This window comes from Streptomyces sp. ISL-11, assembly GCF_018614525.1.
GTDB lineage: Bacteria > Actinomycetota > Actinomycetes > Streptomycetales > Streptomycetaceae > Streptomyces.
Genome location: NZ_JAGGOL010000111.1, coordinates 1 through 21,311, shown reverse-complemented (window position 1 = coordinate 21,311; position 21,311 = coordinate 1). Strand labels below are relative to the sequence as shown.

At 74.1% G+C, this 21,311-nt stretch carries 2 protein-coding genes; both read right to left on the bottom strand.

Features of this window, described 5'->3' with window-relative positions; all coding sequences use genetic code 11:
• Window positions 1–24: 24 nt before the first annotated feature.
• The gene (locus J7E86_RS22135) at window positions 25–15,183 is read right to left on the bottom strand and encodes a type I polyketide synthase (protein WP_374223840.1); all 15,159 of its coding nucleotides are present in this window, start codon (window positions 15,181–15,183) and stop codon (window positions 25–27) included.
• Between the two features lie 150 nt (window positions 15,184–15,333).
• Window positions 15,334–21,311: type I polyketide synthase (locus J7E86_RS22130; RefSeq protein WP_215083483.1), on the bottom strand; the 5,978-nt coding region annotated here is incomplete at its 5' end.

The following is a 21,311-nucleotide window of genomic DNA, read 5'->3' as shown; positions in this document are numbered from 1 at the left end:
CATGTGCTCCGTACTCAGGCCGTCTCAGAAGTCGCTGTCGCCCAGCGCCAGTTCGATGAGGTTGTCGATGTCCATCGACTCGATGGACGCGGATCCGCTGTCGGGGGCCGGCTCGGTGCGGGCGGGGCCGGCGTCTCCCGCGAGGCGCAGGAGGGCGTCCAGCAGGCCCGCCTCCCGGAGCCTGGCGGGCGGGATGGACGCGAGGGCGTGCCGCACCCGGGTGTCCTGCTCGGCGTCGCCGTCCGCACCGCCGGTGCCCGCCGTCTCCGGTGCGAGGGCGGCCCGCAGGTGATCGGTGAGGGCCGTGGGGCTGGGGTGGTCGAAGACCATCGTGGTCGGGAGCTTCAGCCCCGTCGCCGCACCGATCCGGTTGCGGAGCTCGACCGCGGTCAGCGAGTCGAACCCGAGCTCGCGGAACGCCCGCTCCGGCTCGATCTCCCCGGTCCCGGCATAGCCCAGGACCGCCGCCGCCTCCGCCCGCACGATGTCGAGCAGGACCTCGTGCTGATCGGTGGGCGGCAGGCCCGCCAGCCGCCGTGTCAGCTCGGAGGCGCCGGTGCCCTGCGGGCCGCCGTCGTCCTCGCGGGCCTCGGCCAGGGCCGCCCGCACCTCGGGCAGGTCGCCCAGCAGCGGGCTCGGCCGGCCGATGGTGAACGAGGGCGCGAACCGCGGCCAGTCGACGTCGGCCACCACTACGGCGGTCTCGTCGGCGTCCAGGGCCCGCTGGAGCGCGGAGATCGCCAGGGCCGGGGAGAGCGAGGGCAGTCCGCGGCGCCGGAGGTGTTCCTCCGCTCCCCCGTCGGCCGCCATGCCGCCCTCGGCCCACGGGCCCCAGGCCACGGCCGTCGCGGCCAGGCCCCGGGCGCGGCGGGCCGCGGCGAGGGCGTCGAGGAAGGCGTTGGCCGCCGAGTACGCGGCCTGGCTGCCGCTGCCCCACACACCGGAGACCGAGGAGAAGAGCACGAAGGCGTCCAGCTCGCGGTCGCCGAGCAGCTCGTCCAGGTGGACGGCGCCCGCGACCTTGGCCGACACCACGGCGGCCAGTTCCTCCGGGCTCGTGTCCATGATGGTCGCGAACTGCGGCAGGCCGGCGGCGTGCACGACGCCGGTCAGCGGCGCGTCGTCCGGGAGCGAGTCGAGCAGCCCGGCAAGGGCGTCGCGGTCGGCGACGTCGCACGCGGCGATCGTCACCCGGGCCCCGAGCGCCCGGAGTTCGGCGCCGAGCTCGGCGGCCCCTTCGGCCCGCTCACCGCGGCGGCTGGTGAGGACGAGGTGCTCGGCGCCGTTCGCGGCCAGCCAGCGGGCGGCGTGCCCGCCGAGCGAGCCCGTACCGCCGGTGATCAGCACGGTTCCGCGCGACCGCCACCCGCCGTCGGTTCCGGTGCTCCTGACCGTACGCGCCAGCCTGCGTACGAACACTCCGGCGCCCCGCACCGCGAGCTGGTCCTCGGCACCGGTGGCACCGCCGAGCACGTCGGCGAGCCGGTCCAGGGTGCGCGCGTCCAGGGCCTCGGGCAGATCGATCAATCCGCCCCAGCGCTCGGGCGTTTCGAGCGCGGCCGCCCGCCCCATGCCCCACACGAGCCCCTGGAGAGGACGCTCGACGGGGTGGGAGCGGCCCACGGACACGGCGCCGCGCGTCGCGCACCACAGCGGCGCGTCCACGTCGAGGTCGCCCAGTGCCTGGACGAGGGCCATGGTCGAGGCCAGTCCGGCGGGCAGGGTGCCGAAGCCCGGGTGGAACCGCTCGTCGAGGGCGAGCAGCGAGAGCACCCCGGTGACGGGCTGCCCTGCCGGGACGGCGGCACGCAGCAGGTCGGCGAGCGCCGCCCGGCCGGTGGCCGCGTCGGTGACGCGTACGGTACGGACCTCGGCTCCGCGCGCACCCAGAGCCCGGCCGCAGGTGTCCGCGAGGGCGGTGTCGCTGTCGCCGGCCGTGACGAGGAGCCAGGTGCCGGAGAGGGTGGCGGCGGGCAGGTCCGTGAGCGGCTTCCAGGTGGTCTGGTAACGCCAGCTGTCGATGGTGGACTTGTCCTTGGAGTCACGACGCCAGGTCGACAGCGCGGCCACCACCGAGTCGAGGGGGGCCTCGGCGGTGAGTCCGAGCCGCTCGGTCAGAGCCGAGGTGCCGCCGTTCTCGACGGCGTCCCAGAACTCCGCCTCGGCGGCATCGGCGGGCGTGGCCGCCTTGTCCTCGGAGGCCGGGTTCTCCAGCCAGTAGCGCTGGTGCTGGAAGGGGTAGGTGGGAAGGTCGACCCGACGGGGAGTACGGCCGGTGAAGACCGCGTCCCAGGTGATGGGTGTGCCGTTGACGTGGAGGTGGGCGAGGGCGGTGGTGACCGCCTCGGGCTCCGGACGATCGGTACGCAGGGACGGGACGACGGTGGTGGCGGTCTGGTCCAGGGTGTCCTGAGCCATCGCGGTCAGCACACCACCCGGACCGATCTCCAAGAACATGCCGGCACCCTCGGTGGAGAGGGTCGTGACGGCGTCGGCGAAACGAACCGGCTGACGGACGTGCCGCACCCAGTACTCCGGATCGCACAACTCGTCCGCAGACACCAGCTGTCCGGTCAGGGTGGAGACGATCGGGATCGCCGGAGCGTGGAACGTCATGCCCGCCGCGACCTTCCGGAAGGAGGCCAGCATCGGGTCCATCAACGGCGAGTGGAAGGCATGCGAGACCGTGAGGCGCTTGGTCTTCCGGCCCTGGCCTGCCAGGGCACCGGCGACCTCGATCACCGCTTCCTCGACACCTGAGATCACCACCGACGACAGGCCGTTCACCGCGGCGAGCCCGATCTCCGACTCCCGGCCGGCCAGCAACGGCAGCACCTCAGCCTCGGACGCCTGCACCGCCACCATCAACCCACCCGACGGCAATGCCTCCATCAAGCGGCCACGAGCACATACCAACGACGCAGCATCGGCGAGAGACAACACCCCCGCCACGTGCGCGGCCGCCAGCTCACCGACCGAATGACCGGCCAGATAGTCCGCCCGCACATCCCACGACTCCACCAACCGGAACAGAGCGACCTCAACGGCGAACAACGCAGGCTGGGTGAACTCCGTCCGGTTCAGCAGTCCGGCATCCTCACCGAAGACCACATCCCGCAACGGCCGCTCAAGATGCACGTCCACATGCGCACACACCTCGTCAAAGGCATCCGCGAACACCGGGAAGGCGTCATACAACTCACGCCCCATCCCCAACCGCTGACTCCCCTGACCCGAGAACAGCAGGGCCAGTCGGCCGGTCGTGCCGCCGGTCGTGCCGCGCACCAGGCCCGTCGCGGGCTCTCCGCGACTCAGGGCGGCCAGGCCGGCGAGGAGGTCCGTGGTGCCGTGGCCGACGACGACGGCGCGGTGTTCCATGGCCGTCCGGGAGACGGCCAGGGAATACGCGGTGTCGGCCGGGTCGAGGCCGGGGTGGTCGGCGATGCGGGAGTGGAGGGCGCGGGCCTGCTCGCGCAGGGCGGTGTCGTCCTTGCCGGACACCACCCACGGGAGGCAGTGACCGCCGTCGGTCGTCGCGGGAGCCGTCGGCGTCTCCTCCGGCTCGTCCGCCGGGGCCTGCTCGATGATGGTGTGCGCGTTCGTGCCGCTGACCCCGAAGGAGGAGACGGCGGCGCGCCGGGGACGGCCGGTCTCCGCCCACGCGACGGTTTCCGTCAGGAGGCGTACCGCGCCCGCCGTCCAGTCGACGTGCGGGGACGGCTCGTCCACGTGGAGGGTCTTCGGCAGCGTTCCGTATCGGAGGGCGAGCACCGTCTTGATCACGCCGGCGACGCCCGAGGCTGCCTGGGTGTGGCCGATGTTGGACTTCATGGACCCGAGCCACAGCGGCCGGTCCGCCGGCCGCTCCTGCCCGTACGTGGCGAGCAGCGCCTGGGCCTCGATCGGGTCGCCGAGGGCGGTGCCGGTGCCGTGGGCCTCGACCGTGTCGATGTCCGCCGGTGACAGACCGGCGTTGGCGAGTGCCTGGCGGATCACCCGCTGCTGAGCGGGGCCGTTCGGGGCGGTCAGGCCGTTGGAGGCGCCGTCCTGGTTCACGGCGCTGCCACGGACAACGGCCAGCACGGGGTGGCCGTTGCGGCGGGCGTCGGAGAGACGCTCCACGAGGAGCATGCCGACGCCCTCGCCCCAGCCGGTGCCGTCCGCCGCGCCGGCGAACGGCTTGCAGCGGCCGTCCGGGGCCAGACCGCGCTGGCGGCTGAACTCGACGAAGGCGCTCGGGCTGGACATCACCGTCGCGCCGCCGACCAGGGCGAGCGAGCACTCGCCCTGCCGCAGCGCCTGGGTCGCCAGGTGCAGCGCCACCAGGGACGACGAGCATGCCGTGTCGACCGTCACCGCCGGCCCCTCCAGGCCGAGCGAGTAGGCGATGCGGCCCGACATGACGCTGCCGGAGCTGCCGGTGAGCAGGTGCCCCTCGACACCTTCGGGGAGTTCGCGCAGGCCGGCGCCGTAGCCCTGGTAGCCGGAGCCGACGAAGACGCCCGTACGGCTGCCGCGCAGGGTGGCGGGGTCGAGCCGGGCCCGCTCCACGGTCTCCCAGGCGCTCTCCAGCAGCAGCCGCTGCTGGGGGTCCATGGCGAGGGCCTCGCGCGGTGAGATGCCGAAGAACTTCGGGTCGAAGTGGCCGGCGTCGTGCAGGAAGCCGCCTTCGTTGACGTAGGTGGTGCCGGAGCGCTCGGGGTCGGGGTCGTACAGCGCGTCCAGGTCCCAACCGCGGTCGGCCGGGAACTCCGACACCGCGTCCGTGCCGTCCACGAGCAGCTGCCACAGCTCCTCCGGCGAGCGGACGCCGCCGGGGAACCGGCAGCTCATCGCCACGATGGCGATCGGTTCGTCGGTGCCGGCCACCACGGCCTCGGGCGCCGTGCCCATAGTCTCGGCCGCCCGCAGTCCGGGCAGTTCGGCGGCGAGGTGGGCGGCGAGGTCGAGGGCGTTGGGGTGGTCGAAGACGAGGGTGGTGGGCAGGCGCAGGCCGGTCTCGGCGTTGAGGCGGTTGCGCAGTTCGACACCGGTGAGCGAGTCGAAGCCGAGGTCCTTGAACGCCCGGTCGGGTGCGACCGCCTCGGGGCCGGCATGGCCGAGCGCCTTGGCGACCTCGGTACGAACCAGGTCGAGCAGGATGCGGTCGCGCTCGGTGCCGGGCAGGCCGGCGAGTCGTTCGCCGAGGGCCGACAGGCCCGTGCCACCCGGCTGTTCGCCCGTGCCACGCTCGGTGGCCGCGAGGGCGCTCCGCACCTCCGGCAGGTCGCCGAAGAGGGGGCTGGGCCGGGTGATGGTGAACGCGGGGGCGAAGCGGTCCCACAGCACGTCGGCCACCACGACGGCAGTCTCGTCGGCGTCCAGGGCCCGCTGGAGGGCGGCGGTCGCCGTCTCGGGCGACATCGCGGGCAGACCGCGGCGGCGCAGGTGGGCCTCGGCCTCCTCGTCACCGACCATGCCACCGTCGGCCCAGGGGCCCCAGGCGACGGCGGTGCCCGCGAGCCCGTCGGCGCGGCGCCGTTCGGCGAGCCCGTCGAGGTAGGCGTTGGCGGCGGAGTACGCGGCCTGGTTGCCGCTGCCCCAGACGCCGGCGACGGACGAGAAGAGCACGAAGGCGTCGAGTTCCCGGTCGCTCAGCAGCTCGTCCAGGTGCGCGGCACCCGCCACCTTGGCCGACACCACGTCGGCGAGGTCGGTGAGACCGGTCTGGGCGAGGGGTGCGAACTGCGGCATTCCGGCGGCGTGCACGACAGCGGTCAGCGGGTGCCGTGCGGGGAGGTTCGCGAGGAGCTTCGCCACTGCTTCCCGGTCGGCGACGTCACAGGCGACGACCGATACCTCGGCGCCCAGTGCCTCGATCTCGGCGGCGAGTTCGGCGGCACCGGCGGCACCGGGGCCGCGACGGCTCGTCAGGACGATGTGCTCGGCACCGCCCCGGGCCAGGTGCCGGGCCACGTGGGCGCCGAGCGCGCCCGTACCGCCCGTGATCAGCACGGTTCCCCGGGGCTGCCATGTCCGGCCGGCGGGCAGGGCGTCGGTGGCGGCGCGGGACAGCCGGCGCACGAAGGCGCCGGAGGCCCGTACCGCGACCTGGTCCTCACCGCTCGTTCCGCCCAGTACGGCCATGAGCCGGCGGCCCGCGCGCTCGTCGAGCACCTCGGGCAGGTCGACCAGCCCGCCCCACCGCTCGGCGTACTCCAGCGCGACCGAGCGGCCCATGCCCCAGACCATGCCCTGGGCCGGGCTCAGCAGGGCGTCCGAACGCCCCACCGATACGGCGCCGCGCGTGGCGCACCACAGCGGCGCGGTGACATCCGCGTCGCCAAGGGCCTGCACCAGGACGGTGGTCAGGGCGAGGCCGGCCGGAAGGACGCCGTGCACCGGGTGCGGGTCCTCGGTGAGGGCCAGCAGCGACAGGACGCCGGTGGCCGGCGTCTGCCCGGCGACCGCGTCACGGATGCGGCCGGTGAGGGCGTCACGGTCGTCGCCTGCGTGCACCGCCAGCTCGACGACCTGGGCGCCGTGCGCGGCCAGCGCCGACCGGACTGCGTCGACGGCCGGGCTCTGCCCGCCGCCGGCCTCGGTGACGAGCAGCCACGCGCCGGCCGGCTGGGCCGGCTCGCGCGTGGCCAGCGGCTTCCACACCGCCCGGTAGCGCCAGCTGTCCACGACCGAACGGTCGCGCTGCCTGCGCCGCCAATGGGACAGCGCCGGAAGCACGGAGCTGAGCGGCGCCTGCCCGTCCAGGTCCAGCTCCTCGGACAGCGAGGCGAGGTCCTCGCGCTCGACGACGTCCCAGAAACTCGCCTCCGCCGGGTCCGCGACGGCGACGGTTTCCGTGTCCGCCACGGGCGGCAGCAGCCAGTAGTGCTGATGCTGGAAGGCATAGGTGGGGAGGCTCACGGGATGGGCTGCGCGGCCCGCGAACACCGCGGCCCAGTCGATGCCGACGCCGTTGACGTGGAGGTGGGCGAGGGCGGTGGTGACGGCCAAGTCCTCGGGGCGGTCGGTGCGCAGGGACGGGATCGCGGTGGCGGTCTCGTCCAGGGAGTCCTGGGCCATGGCGGTCAGGACACCGCCCGGGCCTATCTCCAGGAAGGTACGGGCGCCTTCCGCCGCCAGCGTGGTGACCGCGTCGGCGAAACGGACCGCCTGACGGACGTGGCGGACCCAGTACTCCGGGTCGCACAGGTCGTCGGGCGCGACCAACTGGCCGGTGAGGGTGGACACGATGGGAATCGCCGGAGCGGAGAAGCTCAGCCCCTCCGCGACCGTACGGAACTCCGCCAGCATCGGCTCCATCAACGGGGAATGGAACGCGTGGGAGACCGTGAGGCGCTTGGTCTTACGATCCTCCAGGCGCCCGACCACCGCCATGACCGCATCCTCGGTGCCCGACAGGACCACGGAGGTGGGGCCGTTGACCGCCGCGATGCCCGCCTCGGACTCGAAACCGGCCAGCAACGGAAGGACCTCGTCCTCCGTCGCCTGAACCGCCACCATCACACCACCACGCGGCAGCGCCTGCATCAACCGACCACGAGCCGCCACGAGAGCCGCAGCATCAGCGAGAGACAGCACTCCCGCCACATGCGCCGCAGCCAGCTCACCGATTGAATGACCGGCCAGCACATCCGCCCGCACACCCCACGACTCGACCAGACGGAAGAGAGCGACCTCGACCGCGAACAACGCAGGCTGCGTAAAGCCCGTCTCATTCAGCAGCTCGGCATCCTCACCGAGGACCACATCCCGTACGGACTCGCTGAGATGCCGGTCCAGCTCCCCGCACACCGCGTCGAAGGCTTCCGCGAACACCGGGAAAGACGCGCACAACTCACGCCCCATCCCCAACCGCTGACTCCCCTGACCCGAGAACAACAGCGCGAGCTTCGCCGCGTCACCGACCGCGGTTCCCTGTGCGCCCGCCCCGCCCGGCGTCTCGCCGCGGGTCAGCGCGCCGAGGCCGTCGAGCAGCTCGTCGCGGGTCCGGCCCACGATCGCGGCGCGGTGGGGCAGAGCCCCGCGCGTCGTGGCCAGGGACAGGCCGACGGCGGCCGTCGGCAGTTCCGGGGTGGTCCGTACGTACGTCAGGAGGCGCTCGGCCTGGCCGCGCAGGGCCTCCGGGGACTTGGCGGAGATCACCCACGGAACGGCCGGGCCGTCCGTGGCGTCGTCCCCGTGCGTCTCGGCGGCTTCTCGCGTCGCCGTCGCCGGGGGCTGTTCGATGACGACGTGGGCGTTCGTGCCGCTCACGCCGAAGGACGAGATGCCCGCCCGGCGTGCGCGGGGCCGGTCGCCCGGCCACTCGACGGGCTCGGTCAGCAGGCGCACCGCACCCGTCGACCAGTCGACGTGCGGGGACGGCTCGTCCACGTGGAGGGTCCGGGGCAGGACGCCTTCGCGCATCGCCATGACCATCTTGATGATGCCCGCGACGCCGGCGGCGGCCTGTGTGTGGCCGATGTTGGACTTGACGGTGCCGAGCCACAGCGGGCTGTTCTCGGGGCGCCCGCGCCCGTATGTCTTCAGCAGGGCCTGGGCCTCGATGGGGTCGCCCAGGGTCGTACCGGTGCCGTGCGCCTCGACGACGTCGACGTCCGCGGCGGTCAGGCCCGCGCTGGCCAGGGCCTGCTGGATGACGCGCTGCTGTGCGGGGCCGTTCGGGGCGGTCAGGCCGTTGGAGGCGCCGTCCTGGTTGACGGCGCTGCCGCGTACGACCGCCAGCACCTGGTGCCCGTTCCGCTCGGCGTCCGAGAGGCGCTCCACGAGCAGCATGCCGACGCCCTCGGCCAGTCCTGTGCCGTCGGCGGACGCGGCGAAGGCTCGGCAGCGGCCGTCCTCGGAGAGGCCGCGCTGGCGGCTGAAGCCGATGAGGGCGCCCGGGGTCGACATCACGGTGACGCCGCCCGCCAGGGCCATCTCGCACTCGCCCTGCCGCAGCGCCTGCACCGCGAGGTGCAGGGCCACCAGCGACGACGAGCATGCCGTGTCGACCGTGACGGCCGGGCCCTCCAGCCCGAAGGTGTAGGCGAGCCGGCCGGAGACGACCGCCGCCGAGTTCGCCGTGAGCAGGTGTCCTTCCATGCCCTCGGCGGGGTTCTGGGCGACGCCGACGGCGTAGTCCTGGCCGTTGGTGCCGGCGAACACGCCGGTGCGGGTTCCGCGCAGGGCGGCGGGGTCGATGCCGGCGTGTTCGAAGGCTTCCCAGGTGACTTCGAGCAGCAGGCGCTGCTGCGGGTCCATCGCGAGGGCCTCGCGCGGCGAGATGCCGAAGAACTCCGGGTCGAAGTCGCCCGCGTCGTGGAGGAAGCCGCCTTCGCGGGTGTAGCTGGTGCCCTGGGTGTCGGGGTCGGCGTCGTAGAGGCGTTCGAGGTCCCAGCCGCGGTTCGTGGGCAGGCCGGTGATGGCGTCGCCGTCCTCGGCCAGCAGCCGCCACAGGTCCTCGGGCGACCGTACGTCGCCGGGGAAGCGGCAGCTCATCGCGACGATGGCGATGGGCTCGTCGTGCACGGCGGTACGGGTGGTGTTCGCCGGGGCTGTGGTGACGAGGGTGGCGCCGCTGTCGCCGGTGACCTCCTCCAGGAGGTAGGAGGCCAGGGCGGCGGGCGTCGGGTGGTCGAAGACGACGGTCGCCGGCAGGCGGACTCCGGCGGCGGTGCCGAGGCGGTTGCGGAGTTCCATGGCCGCGAGGGAGTCGAAGCCGAGTTCGCGGAAGGCCCGGCCGGCGTCGATGGCGTCCGGGGCGGTGTGGCCGAGGACGGCGGCGACCTGGGTGCGTACGAGCGCGACGAGGGCGTCGCGGCGTTCGGCCGGGGGCAGCGCGGCCAGCCGCCGGAGTTCGGCGTTGGCCTCGCCCGCGGCGGCCGCTTCGGCCGTGCGCCGCAGCGGCGTCCTGATCAGGCCGCGCAGCAGGGCGGGCACGGTTCCGTTCCCCGCGCGGTCGCGCATGGCGGCGAGGTCGAGGCGTACGGGGGCGACGACCGCGTCGTCGAGGGTGCGGGCGGTGTCGAGGAGGCGCAGCCCTTCCTCCGCCGCGAGGGGTACGAGGCCGGCGCGGGCCATGCGCCGGAGGTCGCTCGCTTCGAGGCGGGTCTGTTCGCCGCGCTCGGCCCACACGCCCCAGGCCAGGGAGGACGCGGGAAGGCCCTGTGCCCTGCGGTGGGTGGCGAGGGCGTCCAGGAAGGCGTTGCCGGCCGCGTAGGCGCCCTGGCCGGCGCCGCCGAGGACACCGGCGAAGGAGGAGAAGAGCACGAAGGCGGACAGGTCGAGGTCGCGGGTGAGTTCGTGCAGGTTCAGCGCGGCGTCGACCTTGGGACGCAGGACCTGGTCGAGCTCGTCGGGGCCGAGGGAGTCGACGAGGCCGCCGGCGACCACCGCGGCGGCGTGGAAGACGGCGGTGAGGGGGCGGTCGGCGGGCAGGCCGGCGAGGAGGGCCGCGAGGGCGTCCCGGTCGGTGGTGTCGCAGGCGGCGAGGGTGACGGTGGCGGTGCCGGACGCTTCCAGCGCGGCCTTCAGGTCGGCGGCGCCGTCGGCGTCGGCTCCCCGCCGGCTGGTGAGGACGATGTGCCGGACGCCGTGAACGGTGATGAGGTGCTCGGCGACGAGGCGGCCGAGGGCACCGGTGCCGCCGGTGATGAGGGCGGTGCCGTGGGGGTCGATGACCCCGGCCCCGATGGTGGGCTCACCGGCGTCGCCGGTGCCGGCGGGCGCGGCGGAGCCGTCGTCCTCGCCAGGCGCGTCGGACGCGGCGGGCGCCGTGGTCCCGCCGGGCGCGATGATCCCGGCAGACGCGGCAGAGCCCTCGCCAGGCGCGTGAATCCCGGCAGACACCGTGGTCCCGCCGGACTTGACGGTCCCGGCAGACGCACCGACGCCGTCGCCCTCGCCGGGCGCGTCCGCCCCCGCAGAGGCGGGGAGCGCGCCCGTCCGCTCGCCGACCGGCACCCGCGCCAGGCGCGGTACGGACAACTCGCCTGCCCTCAGGGCAAGCTGGGGCTCGTCCGTGGCGAGTGCGGCGGTCAGCTTCCGGTAGGAGTCCTCGTGGCCGTCGACGTCCGCGAGGACGAACCGGTCGGCGTTCTCGGACTGTGCCGAGCGGAGCAGGCCCCAGACGGGCGCGTGGGTCAGACCCGTGGTGTCGGCGCCGGGGTGGGTGGCGACGGCATCGCGGGTGAGGAACACCAGCCGGGCGGTGGCGAGTCGTTCGTCGGCGAGCCAGGCCCGTACGAGGGCGAGGGTGTCGCGGGCGGTCGCCCGTACGGCCTCGGCGGTGCTGTCGCCGTCAGGGATCTCGTGGACGACGACGTCGGGTACGGCGGCTCCGGCCGAGAGCGCGTCGCCCAGCGCCGTCAGATCGGCGTGGAGGTCGGCGTCCAGCGCGCGGGCGGCGGCGCTGCCGGGGGCACCGAGGACGACCGGGCGGCCGGCGGGTGCGGTGTCCGCGACCGGCAGGGGCGTCCAGTCCACGCGGTAGAGCGCGTCGTGGTGCTCGGTGCGCGCGGCGGTGCGGAGTTGTTCCTCGGAGACCGTACGGAAGGTCAGCGTGCCGACGTCCGCCACGGGCCGGCCGGTGCCGTCGGCGACAGCGACGGTGACGGCGTCGTTGCCGGTGGGGGTGAGGCGTACGCGCAGTTCCGTGGCGCCCGTGGCGTGGAGGCGTACGTCCTCCCAGGAGAAGGCCATCCGGCCGGTGCCCATGTCGCCGAGGGGACCGAAGCCGACGGCGTGCAGGGCGGCGTCGAGGAGGGCCGGGTGCAGGCCGAACCGCGCGGCGTCGGCACGGGCTTCGGCGGGCAGGGCGACGTCCGCAACGATCTCGTCGCCGACGCGCCAGGCGGCGCGCAGCCCCTGGAAGAGCGGCCCGTACGCGAAGTGCCGTTCGGCCAGCTGCGCGTAGAAGTCGGTGAGGTCGACGGGGGTGGCGCCGGCGGGCGGCCAGGCGGCGTCCGGGGCGGGGGGCTCCGGGAGGATGCCGGCGTCGGAGAGGACGCCGGTGCCGTGGCAGGTCCAGGGCTCGTCGGGGGTGGCGTCGTCGGGGCGGGAGTGAACGGTGAGGTTCCGGCGGCCGTGGGCGTCGGCCTCGCCGACCGAGACCTGCACGACGGCCCCGCCGTGCTCGGGGAGCAGCAGCGGTGCCTGGAGGGTGAGTTCCTCCAGGTTCGCGCAGCCGATCTGGTCGCCGGCGCGGATCGCGAGTTCGACGAACGCCGTGCCGGGCAGCAGGGCGGTGCCCATGACGACGTGCTCGGCGAGCCAGGGATGGGTGTGGAGGGCGAGGCGGCCGGTCAGCAGCAGGCCGTCGGAGTCGGCGGGAGTGACGACGGCACCGAGCAGCGGGTGGTCGGCGGGGCCGAGTCCCAGGCCGGCGGCGTCACCGGCGGAGTGCGGTGCGTCCAGCCAGAACCGCTGGTGCCGGAAGGCGTATGTGGGCAGTGGGACCGGGCGGGCGCCGGTACCGGCGAGGACGGCGTGCCAGTCGAGGGTGACGCCGTGGGCGTGGGCCTCGGCCGCGGAGCGCAGGAAGCGGGTGGGGCCGCCCTCGTCGCGGCGCAGGGTGCCCAGGGCGGTGGCGTCGCTGCCCATGGCGTCGAGGGTTTCCTGCATGCCGATGGTCAGGACGGGGTGGGCGCTGACCTCGATGAGGGCGTTGTGGCCGTCCTCGACGAGGGACCGGGTGGCCTGCTCGAAGTGAACGGTCTGCCGCAGGCTGCGGTACCAGTACTCGGCGTCCAGCTCGGCCGTGTCCAGCGGTCCGCCGGTGACGGTGGAGTAGAACGGCACGTCGGACGAGCGCGGCGCGAGGCCGGCCAGGGCGTCCAGGACCCGCTCGCGCACCGACTCGACCTGCGCGGAGTGCGAGGCGTAGTCGACCGCGATGATGCGGGCGCGGATGTCGTCGGCCTGGAGGGCGTCGCGCAGTTCGGTCAGCGCGGCGGGCTCGCCCGAGAGGACGGTGGAGGAAGGGCTGTTGACGGCGGCCACGGACAGCCGCTCGCCCCAGGGCTCCATGCGCGGGGTCAGCTCCGCCAGCGGCAGGCCGACGGACATCATGCCGCCCCGGCCCGACAGCGCGGTCAGCGCCCGGCTGCGCAGGGCCACGACCTTCGCGGCGTCCTCGATGCTCAGGGCGCCCACCACGCAGGCGGCGGCGATCTCGCCCTGGCTGTGTCCGGCGACGGCGGCCGGCTCGACGCCGTACGAGCGCCACAGCTCGGCCAGGGAGACCATGACGGCCCACAGCACGGGCTGGACGACGTCGACCCGGTCGAAGCCGGGCGCGCCGCGCAGGACGGCGGTCAGCGACCAGTCGACGTGCGGCGAGAGCGCTTCCTCGCACTGCTGGAGGCGCTCACGGAAGACGCGGGAGGACTCGTCGGTGGAGTCGAGCAGTTCGAGGGCCATGCCCGCCCACTGGGAGCCCTGGCCGGGGAAGACGAAGGCGACCTGCCGGGGGTGCGCGGCGGTGCCGCGTACGAGGGTGGGGTCGGGCTCGCCGGTGGCCAGCGCGGCCAGGGAGCGTTCGAGGGCCGCGCGATCCTCGGCGAGGAGCACGGCGCGGTGGGCGAACGCGGTGCGGGTGGTGGCCAGGGAGAGGGCGACGTCGGCGGCGCCGGCTCCGGGCCGCTCGGCGAGGTGCGCCAGGAGGCGCTCCGCCTGGGCGGTGAGGGCGCTCTCGTCCTTGCCGGACAGGGCCCAGGGGATCAGCGGGAGCTCAGCGGCTCCGGTGCCGGCAACCCCGGTGTGGGACTGCGCGTCCTGGGTCTGCTCCGTGGCGTCCGGCTGCTCGATGACGACGTGCGCGTTGGTGCCGCTGACGCCGAAGGCCGAGACGCCGGCGCGGCGGGGGCCTCCCGTCTCGGGCCACGCGGTCTTCTCGGTGAGCAGCGAGACGGCGCCGGACGTCCAGTCGACGTGCGGGGACGGCGCGTCGACGTGGAGCGTCGGCGGCAGCACCCCGTGGCGGAGTGCCTGGACCATCTTGATGACACCGGCGACACCGGCGGCGGCCTGGGTGTGGCCGATGTTCGACTTGATCGAGCCGAGCCACAGCGGCCGGTCCTCGGGCCGGTCCTGCCCGTAGGTGGCGAGCAGTGCCTGTGCCTCGATGGGGTCGCCGAGGGAGGTGCCGGTGCCGTGCGCCTCGACGGCGTCGACCTCGGAGGGCGAGAGCCGGGCGTTGGCGAGAGCCTGGTGGATGACGCGCTGCTGGGAGGGGCCGTTGGGGGCGGTGAGGCCGTTGGAGGCACCGTCCTGGTTCACGGCGGTGCCCCGGACGACGGCCAGCACGGGGTGGCCGTTGCGGCGGGCGTCGGAGAGCCGTTCCACGAGCAGCACGCCGACGCCCTCGCCCCAGCCGGTGCCGTCCGCCGAGGCGGAGAACGCCCGGCAGCGGCCGTCGGGCGACAGCCCGCGCTGCCGGCTGAACTCGACGAACGTCGTCGGCCCGGACATGACGGTCACTCCGCCGGCCAGCGCGAGCTCGCACTCGCCCTGCCGCAGGGCCTGCACCGCGAGGTGCAGCGCCACCAGCGAGGAGGAGCACGCGGTGTCGATCGTCACCGCCGGGCCCTCCAGGCCCAGGGTGTAGGCGATCCGGCCGGAGACGACGCTGCCGGAGTTGCCGGTGCTGACGTAGCCCTCGATGCCCTCGGGGATGCCGGGCAGCCGGGAGACGTAGTCGTGGTACATGTGCCCGGCGAAGACGCCGGTGCGGCTGCCGCGCAGCGTCGTGGGGTCGATGCCCGCCCGCTCGACGGCCTCCCAGGAAGCCTCCAGCAGGAGGCGCTGCTGCGGGTCCATGGCGAGGGCCTCGCGTGGACCGATGCCGAAGAACGCGGCGTCGAAGTCACCGGCCTCGTAGAGGAACCCGCCCTGCCGCGCGTACGTCGTCCCGGACGTCTCGGGGTCCGGGTCGTACAGCGCGTCCAGGTCCCAGCCGCGGTCGTCCGGAAAGTCCGAGATCGCGTCGCGGCCGTCCGCGACCAGGTCCCACAGTTCCTCGGGCGACCGCACCCCGCCGGGGAAGCGGCAGCTCATCGCCACGATCGCGATCGGCTCGTGGTTCTTGCTCTCCACCTCGCGCAGACGCTGACGCGCATGGCGCAGATCGACAGTGGCGCGCTTGAGATAGTCCCGGAGCTTGTTCTCGTCAGTCGTCGTCATCTGAATTCTGTTCCTCAACGCCAAGGGAGTTGGTGCTTGTCGATCAGTCGGTGGAGGTCGAGCGGGGAGTGCTGTCGATCAGGCGGTGCCGGTCGATCAAGTGGTGCGCTGCGTCCGGCGGCCGGTGCGTCCGGCGGTGCGGTTGCAGTGCGTCCGGCGGCCGGTTCATCAGTCCGTGCCGAGCTCGTCGTCGAGGAGCGCGAAGAGTTCGTCGTCCGTGGCCGAGGCCACCGAGGTCAGGTCCGCGTCCGTGCCGCCGTCGCCCTCGGCGCCGTCCGCCGCCCCCGGTTGTGCCGTCCGTCCCGCCAGCTTCGCCAGCAGGACCTCCAGGCGCATGGTGACCTTGGCGCGAAGTCCCCCGTCGTGCGGGGAATCGGCCAGCGCGGCCTCCAGGCGGTCGAGTTCGGCGAGCAGGGACGGTGCGGCCGGCGCGCTCTCGTCGGGCAGGGCGGCGCTGAGGTGTTCGGCCAGGGCGGCCGGGGTCGGGTAGTCGAAGAGGAGCCCGGCCGGCAGCCGCAGGCCGGTGAGGGCGCCGAGCCGGTTGCGCAGTTCGACCGCGGTGAGGGAGTCGAATCCGAGGTCGCGGAAGGCTTGTGCCGCGCCGATGGCCTCGGCGGACGCGTGGCCCAGTACGGCGGCGACCTCGCCCCTGACCGCGCCTAGCAGCACGCGCCGGCGCTTCTCCTCCGACGCTCCGGCCAACTGTCCGGCCAGCGGTACCGGTCCCGTCTCCGCCGCCCGCCTGGCCGGTGCCCGGACCAGGCCGCGCAGCAGCGGCGGCAGCGGCGCGGTCTCCGCCCGGCTCCGCAGTGCCGGGAGGTTCAGCCGGACGGGTACGAACACCCCGCCGTCCGCCGCCCACGCGGCGTCGAACAGGGCCAGGCCCTCGTCCGCCGACAGCGGGGACACACCGCCACGCGACATCCGCGCGAGCGCCTCGGTGTCCGCGGCACCCAGCATGCCGCCGGAGCCGGTCCACGGCCCCCACGCCAGCGACGTGCCCGCCAGGCCCGCCGCTCGGCGCCGCAGTGCCAGCGCGTCCAAGTAGGCGTTGGCGGCCGCGTAGTTGGCCTGTCCCGCGTTGCCGAACGTACCGGCAAGAGAAGAAAACAGGATAAAGGCCGCAAGGTCAAACTTTTGCGTCAGTTCATGCAGGTGGCGGGCCGCTTCGGCCTTCGGGCGGAACACCTTCTCCAGCCGTTCGGGCGTCAGCGAGCCGACCGTCGCGTCGTCCAGCACACCGGCCGCGTGCACCACGGCCGTCAGCGGGTGCTCGGCCGGCACGGCGTCCAGCAGCGCGGCGAGCGCGTCCCGGTCCGCCACGTCGCACGCGGCCGTCGTCACGCTCGCCCCCAGGGCGACGAGTTCGGCCTCGAACTCGCCCGCCCCCTCGGCCGCCGGGCCGCGCCGGCTCGTCAGCAGCAGATGCCGCACCCCGTACGCGGCCACGAGGTGCCGCGCGACGATCCGGCCCAGCGCGCCGGTCGCACCGGTGACGAGGACGGTGCCGTCGGGGTCGAGCGACGGCAGGCCGGCGGCCGCACCGCCCGGGGCCGCGACGGCCGCCCGGGCCAGCCGGGGCACGAACGCCTTGCCGTCCCGGATGGCCACCTGGGGCTCACCGCTGGCCAGGGCCGCGGCCAGCAGGTCGTACGAACCCCCGCGACCGTCCTGGTCCACCAGCACGAACCGGTCGGGATGCTCGGACTGCGCCGACCGCACCAGCCCCCACACAGCCGCCTGCGCCGGGTCCGCCCCGGTGGCGTCGGCCGCTTCCGCCACGACGGCATCGCGGGTCACGACGACCAGGCGCCGCGAGGAGTCCGCGGGCTCCTCCGACAGCCATTTCTGGAGGAGGGAGAGGACGTGGCGGACGGCATGGGTCGTGTCCTGGGAATCGGACGTGCCCTCGGGCCGGGCGAGGGCGAGTTCGTACGTGGCGGAGTCGCCGGAGGCCCCGGGCGGGACGGCAGCCGACAGCGGGAGCGGGGCCCAGTCGACGCGGTGGAGCGCGTCCTGCCCGCCACCGCGCGCGGCCGCCAACTGCTCGGCCGTTATGGGGCGCAGGACGAGCGACCCGACCGACACGGCGAGCCGCCCGGCGGTGTCCGTGGCCAGCACCGACACCGCGTCCTGCCCGGCGGGCGCCAGGCGCACCCGCAGGGCGGAGGCGCCGGTCGCGCGCAGGCTCACGCCGCTCCACGAGAACGGGACCCGCGCCTGACCGGTGTCCGGCAGCGTCCCGCCCAGGCCCACGCCGTGCAGCGCCGCGTCCAGCAGCGCGGGGTGCACACCGAAACCGCGGGCGTCCGTGTCCTCCGGCAGCCCCACCTCGGCGAACAGCGTCCCGCCCCGCCGCCACGCGGCACGTACGCCCCGGAACACCGGCCCGTAGTCGAGACCGAGGCCGGCCATCCGCTCGTACAGCGCGTCGACCGGGACGGGCTGGGCGCCCGGCGGCGGCCAGGCGGCGAACTCGGCCACGGCGTCCGGAGCCTCGGAGGAATCGTTCCCGCCGGCGGCTGAGCCGGTGGGAACGAGCGTGCCGGTGGCGTGGCCGGTCCAGGGGGCGTCGGGGGCGTCACCGTCCCCGCGGGAGTAGATCCGCAGCGGACGACGGCCGCTGTCATCGGCGGCCCCCGTCAGCACCTGGATCCGCACACCGCCGTCCTCGGGCAGGACCAGCGGCGCCTGGAGGGTCAGTTCCTCCACCTGGTCGCATCCCGCCTCCTCGGCGGCCCGCAGCGCGAGATCGACGAGGGCGGTACCGGGCAGCAGCACCGTGCCCAGCACCGCGTGGTCGGCGAGCCAGGGGTGCGTCGTCAGGGACAGCCGGCCGGTGAGCACGAAGCCCTCGCCGTCCGCCAGGGCGACCGCGGCACCGAGGAGCGGGTGCTCCGCGGCCTCCAGACCGGCCGAGGTGACATCTCCGGCAACGGGGCGGGAGTCCAGCCAGTAGCGCTGGTGCTGGAAGGGGTAGGTGGGAAGGTCGACCCGGCGGGGAGCGCGGCCGGTGAAGACCGCGTCCCAGGTGATGGGTGTGCCGTTGACGTGGAGGTGGGCGAGGGCGGTGGTGACCGCCTCGGGCTCCGGACGATCGGTGCGCAGGGACGGGACGACGGTGGTGGCGGTCTGCTCCAGGGTGTCCTGGGCCATCGCGGTCAGCACACCACCCGGACCGATCTCCAGGAAGATACCGGCACCCTCGGTGGAGAGGGTCGTGACGGCGTCGGCGAAACGAACCGGCTGACGGACGTGCCGCACCCAGTACTCCGGATCGCACAACTCGTCCGCAGACACCAGCTGTCCGGTCAGGGTGGAGACGATCGGGATCGCCGGAGCGTGGAACGTCATGCCCGCCGCGACCTTCCGGAAGGAGGCCAGCATCGGGTCCATCAACGGCGAGTGGAAGGCATGCGAGACCGACAGGCGCTTGGTCTTCCGACCCTGACCTGCCAGGGCACCGGCGACCTCGATCACCGCTTCCTCAACACCCGAGATCACCACCGACGACAGGCCGTTCACCGCGGCAAGCCCGATCTCCGACTCCCGGCCGGCCAGCAACGGCAGCACCTCAGCCTCCGACGCCTGCACCGCCACCATCAACCCACCCGACGGCAACGCCTCCATCAACCGGCCACGAGCCGCCACAAGAGCCGCAGCATCGGCCAGCGAGAGAACTCCCGCCACATGCGCGGCCGCCAGCTCACCGACCGAATGACCGGCCAGATAGTCCGCCCGCACACCCCACGACTCCACCAACCGGAACAGAGCGACCTCGACCGCGAACAACGCAGGCTGGGTGAACTCCGTCCGGTTCAGCAGTCCGGCATCCTCACCGAAGACCACATCCCGCAACGGCTCCCCCATGCACCCGTCCAGTTCGGCGCACACAGCGTCGAAAGCCTCCGCGAACACCGGGAACGACGCGTACAACTCACGCCCCATCCCCAACCGCTGACTTCCCTGACCCGAGAACAGCAGGGCGACCTTCCCGCTCGGCGCCGACGCCTCGCCGCTGACGACGGATCCGGACGGTTCCCCGGCCGCGAGGGCGCGCAGGGCCTCCAGTCCGCCGCTCCGGTCCGTCGCGATCACCGCGGCGCGGTGGTCCAAGGCGGTCCGGCCGGTGGCCAGGGAGTAGGCCACGTCGAGTACGGCGAGGTCGGCGTGGTCCCGTACGTGGGACAGCAGCCGGTGCGCCTGGTCGCGCAGGGCCTCGGGGCTCTTCGCGGACATCACCCAGGGAGCGGGCACGGCGGGCGTGATCGCGGGCGCCGTTTCGGGGAGCGCGGGCTCCGGGGCCTGCTCGATGATGACGTGTGCGTTCGTGCCGCTGAAGCCGAAGGACGACACCCCGGCCCGGCGGGGCCGCTCGCGCTCCGCCCACTCGACCGGCTCGGTCAGCAGCCGGACGTCGCCCGCCGACCAGTCGATGTGCGGTGACGGCTCGTCGGCGTGCAGCGTCCTGGGCAGGACACCGTGGCGCAGTGCCTGCACCATCTTGATGATGCCGCCCACGCCGGCGGCGGCCTGCGTGTGGCCGATGTTCGACTTCAGCGAGCCGAGCCACAGCGGCTCGTCCGCCGGCCGCTCCTGCCCGTACGTCGCGAGGAGCGCGTGGGCCTCGATGGGGTCGCCCAGCGAGGTGCCCGTGCCATGGGCCTCCACCGCGTCCACGTCCGCTGCCGTGAGGCCGGCACTCGCCAGCGCCTGCTGGATCACGCGCTGCTGCGAAGGACCGTTGGGCGCGGTCAGGCCGTTGGAGGCACCGTCCTGGTTCACGGCGCTGCCACGAACGACGGCGAGGACCGGGTGGCCGTTGCGCCGGGCGTCGGACAGGCGCTCCACGAGCAGTACGCCGGCACCCTCGCTCCAGCCCGTGCCGTCGGCGGAGGAGGAGAACGCCTTGCACCGGCCGTCGGCGGCCAGTCCTCCCTGCCTGCTGAACTCGATGAACGCGCCGGGTCCCGCCATCACCGTCACGCCGCCGGCCACCGCGAGTTCGCACTCGCCCTGGCGCAGGGCCTGTACGGCGAGGTGGAGTGCCACGAGGGACGACGAGCAGGCCGTGTCGACGGTGACCGCCGGGCCCTCCAGCCCGAAGGTGTAGGACAGACGGCCCGAGATGACGCTTCCGGAGTTCCCGGTCCCGAGAAAGCCTTCGACGCCCTCGGGAACGTTCTGGAGCGACGAGGTGTAGTCGTGGTACATCACGCCCGCGAACACACCGGTCCGCGAACCCCGTACCGACACCGGGTCGATGCCGGCCCGCTCGAAGGCTTCCCAGGAGGTTTCCAGCAGCAGTCGCTGCTGCGGGTCCATCGCCAGCGCCTCGCGCGGCGAGATCCCGAAGAACGCCGCGTCGAAGTCGGCCGCGTCGTAGAGGAAGCCGCCTTCCCGCGTGTGACTCGTGCCCGCCGCGTCCGGGGCGTCGGCGGAGAGCGCGTCGAAGTCCCAGCCGCGGTCGGTGGGGAAGCCGGAGATGGCGTCCTTGCCGGAGGTCAGGAGCTCCCACAGTTCCTCGGGGCTGCGTACGCCGCCGGGGTAGCGGCAGCTCATCGCCACGATCGCGATGGGCTCGTCGCCGGCCCCGGCGCGCGCGGCCGGGGCCGCGGCAGCGGTCCGCCGGTCGCCCGCCAACTGGTCGCGCAGGTGGCGGGCCAGGGCGTCAGGGGTGGGGTAGTCGAAGACGAGGCCGGCGGGCAGCCGGACGCCGGTGGCGCCGCCCAGGCGGTTGCGGAGCTCGACGGCGGTCAGCGAGTCGAAGCCCAGCTCGCGGAACGCCTGAGCCGCCTGTACGGACTCGGGGCGGCCGTGTCCCAGCACGGCGGCCGCGTGCGTACGGACCAGGTCGACCAGCACGTCGAACCGCTGGTCCTCCGTGAGCCCGGCCAGCCGCTGGGCGAGAGCCGTCTCGGTGCTGTCGGTTGCCCGGGCGGCTTCCGCGCGGCGCACGGCGGGCGCGGGGACCAGTCCCGTCAGGAGGGCGGGCAATCCACCGGTACGGGCCTGTGCGCGCAGGGCCCGCATGTCCCATCGCACGGGGACGAGGGCGGGCTCCGCGGCTCGCAAGGCGTCGTCGAACAGCGCCAGCCCGTCGGCGGACTCCAGCGCCTCCATGCCGGTGCGGGAGATGCGGCGCT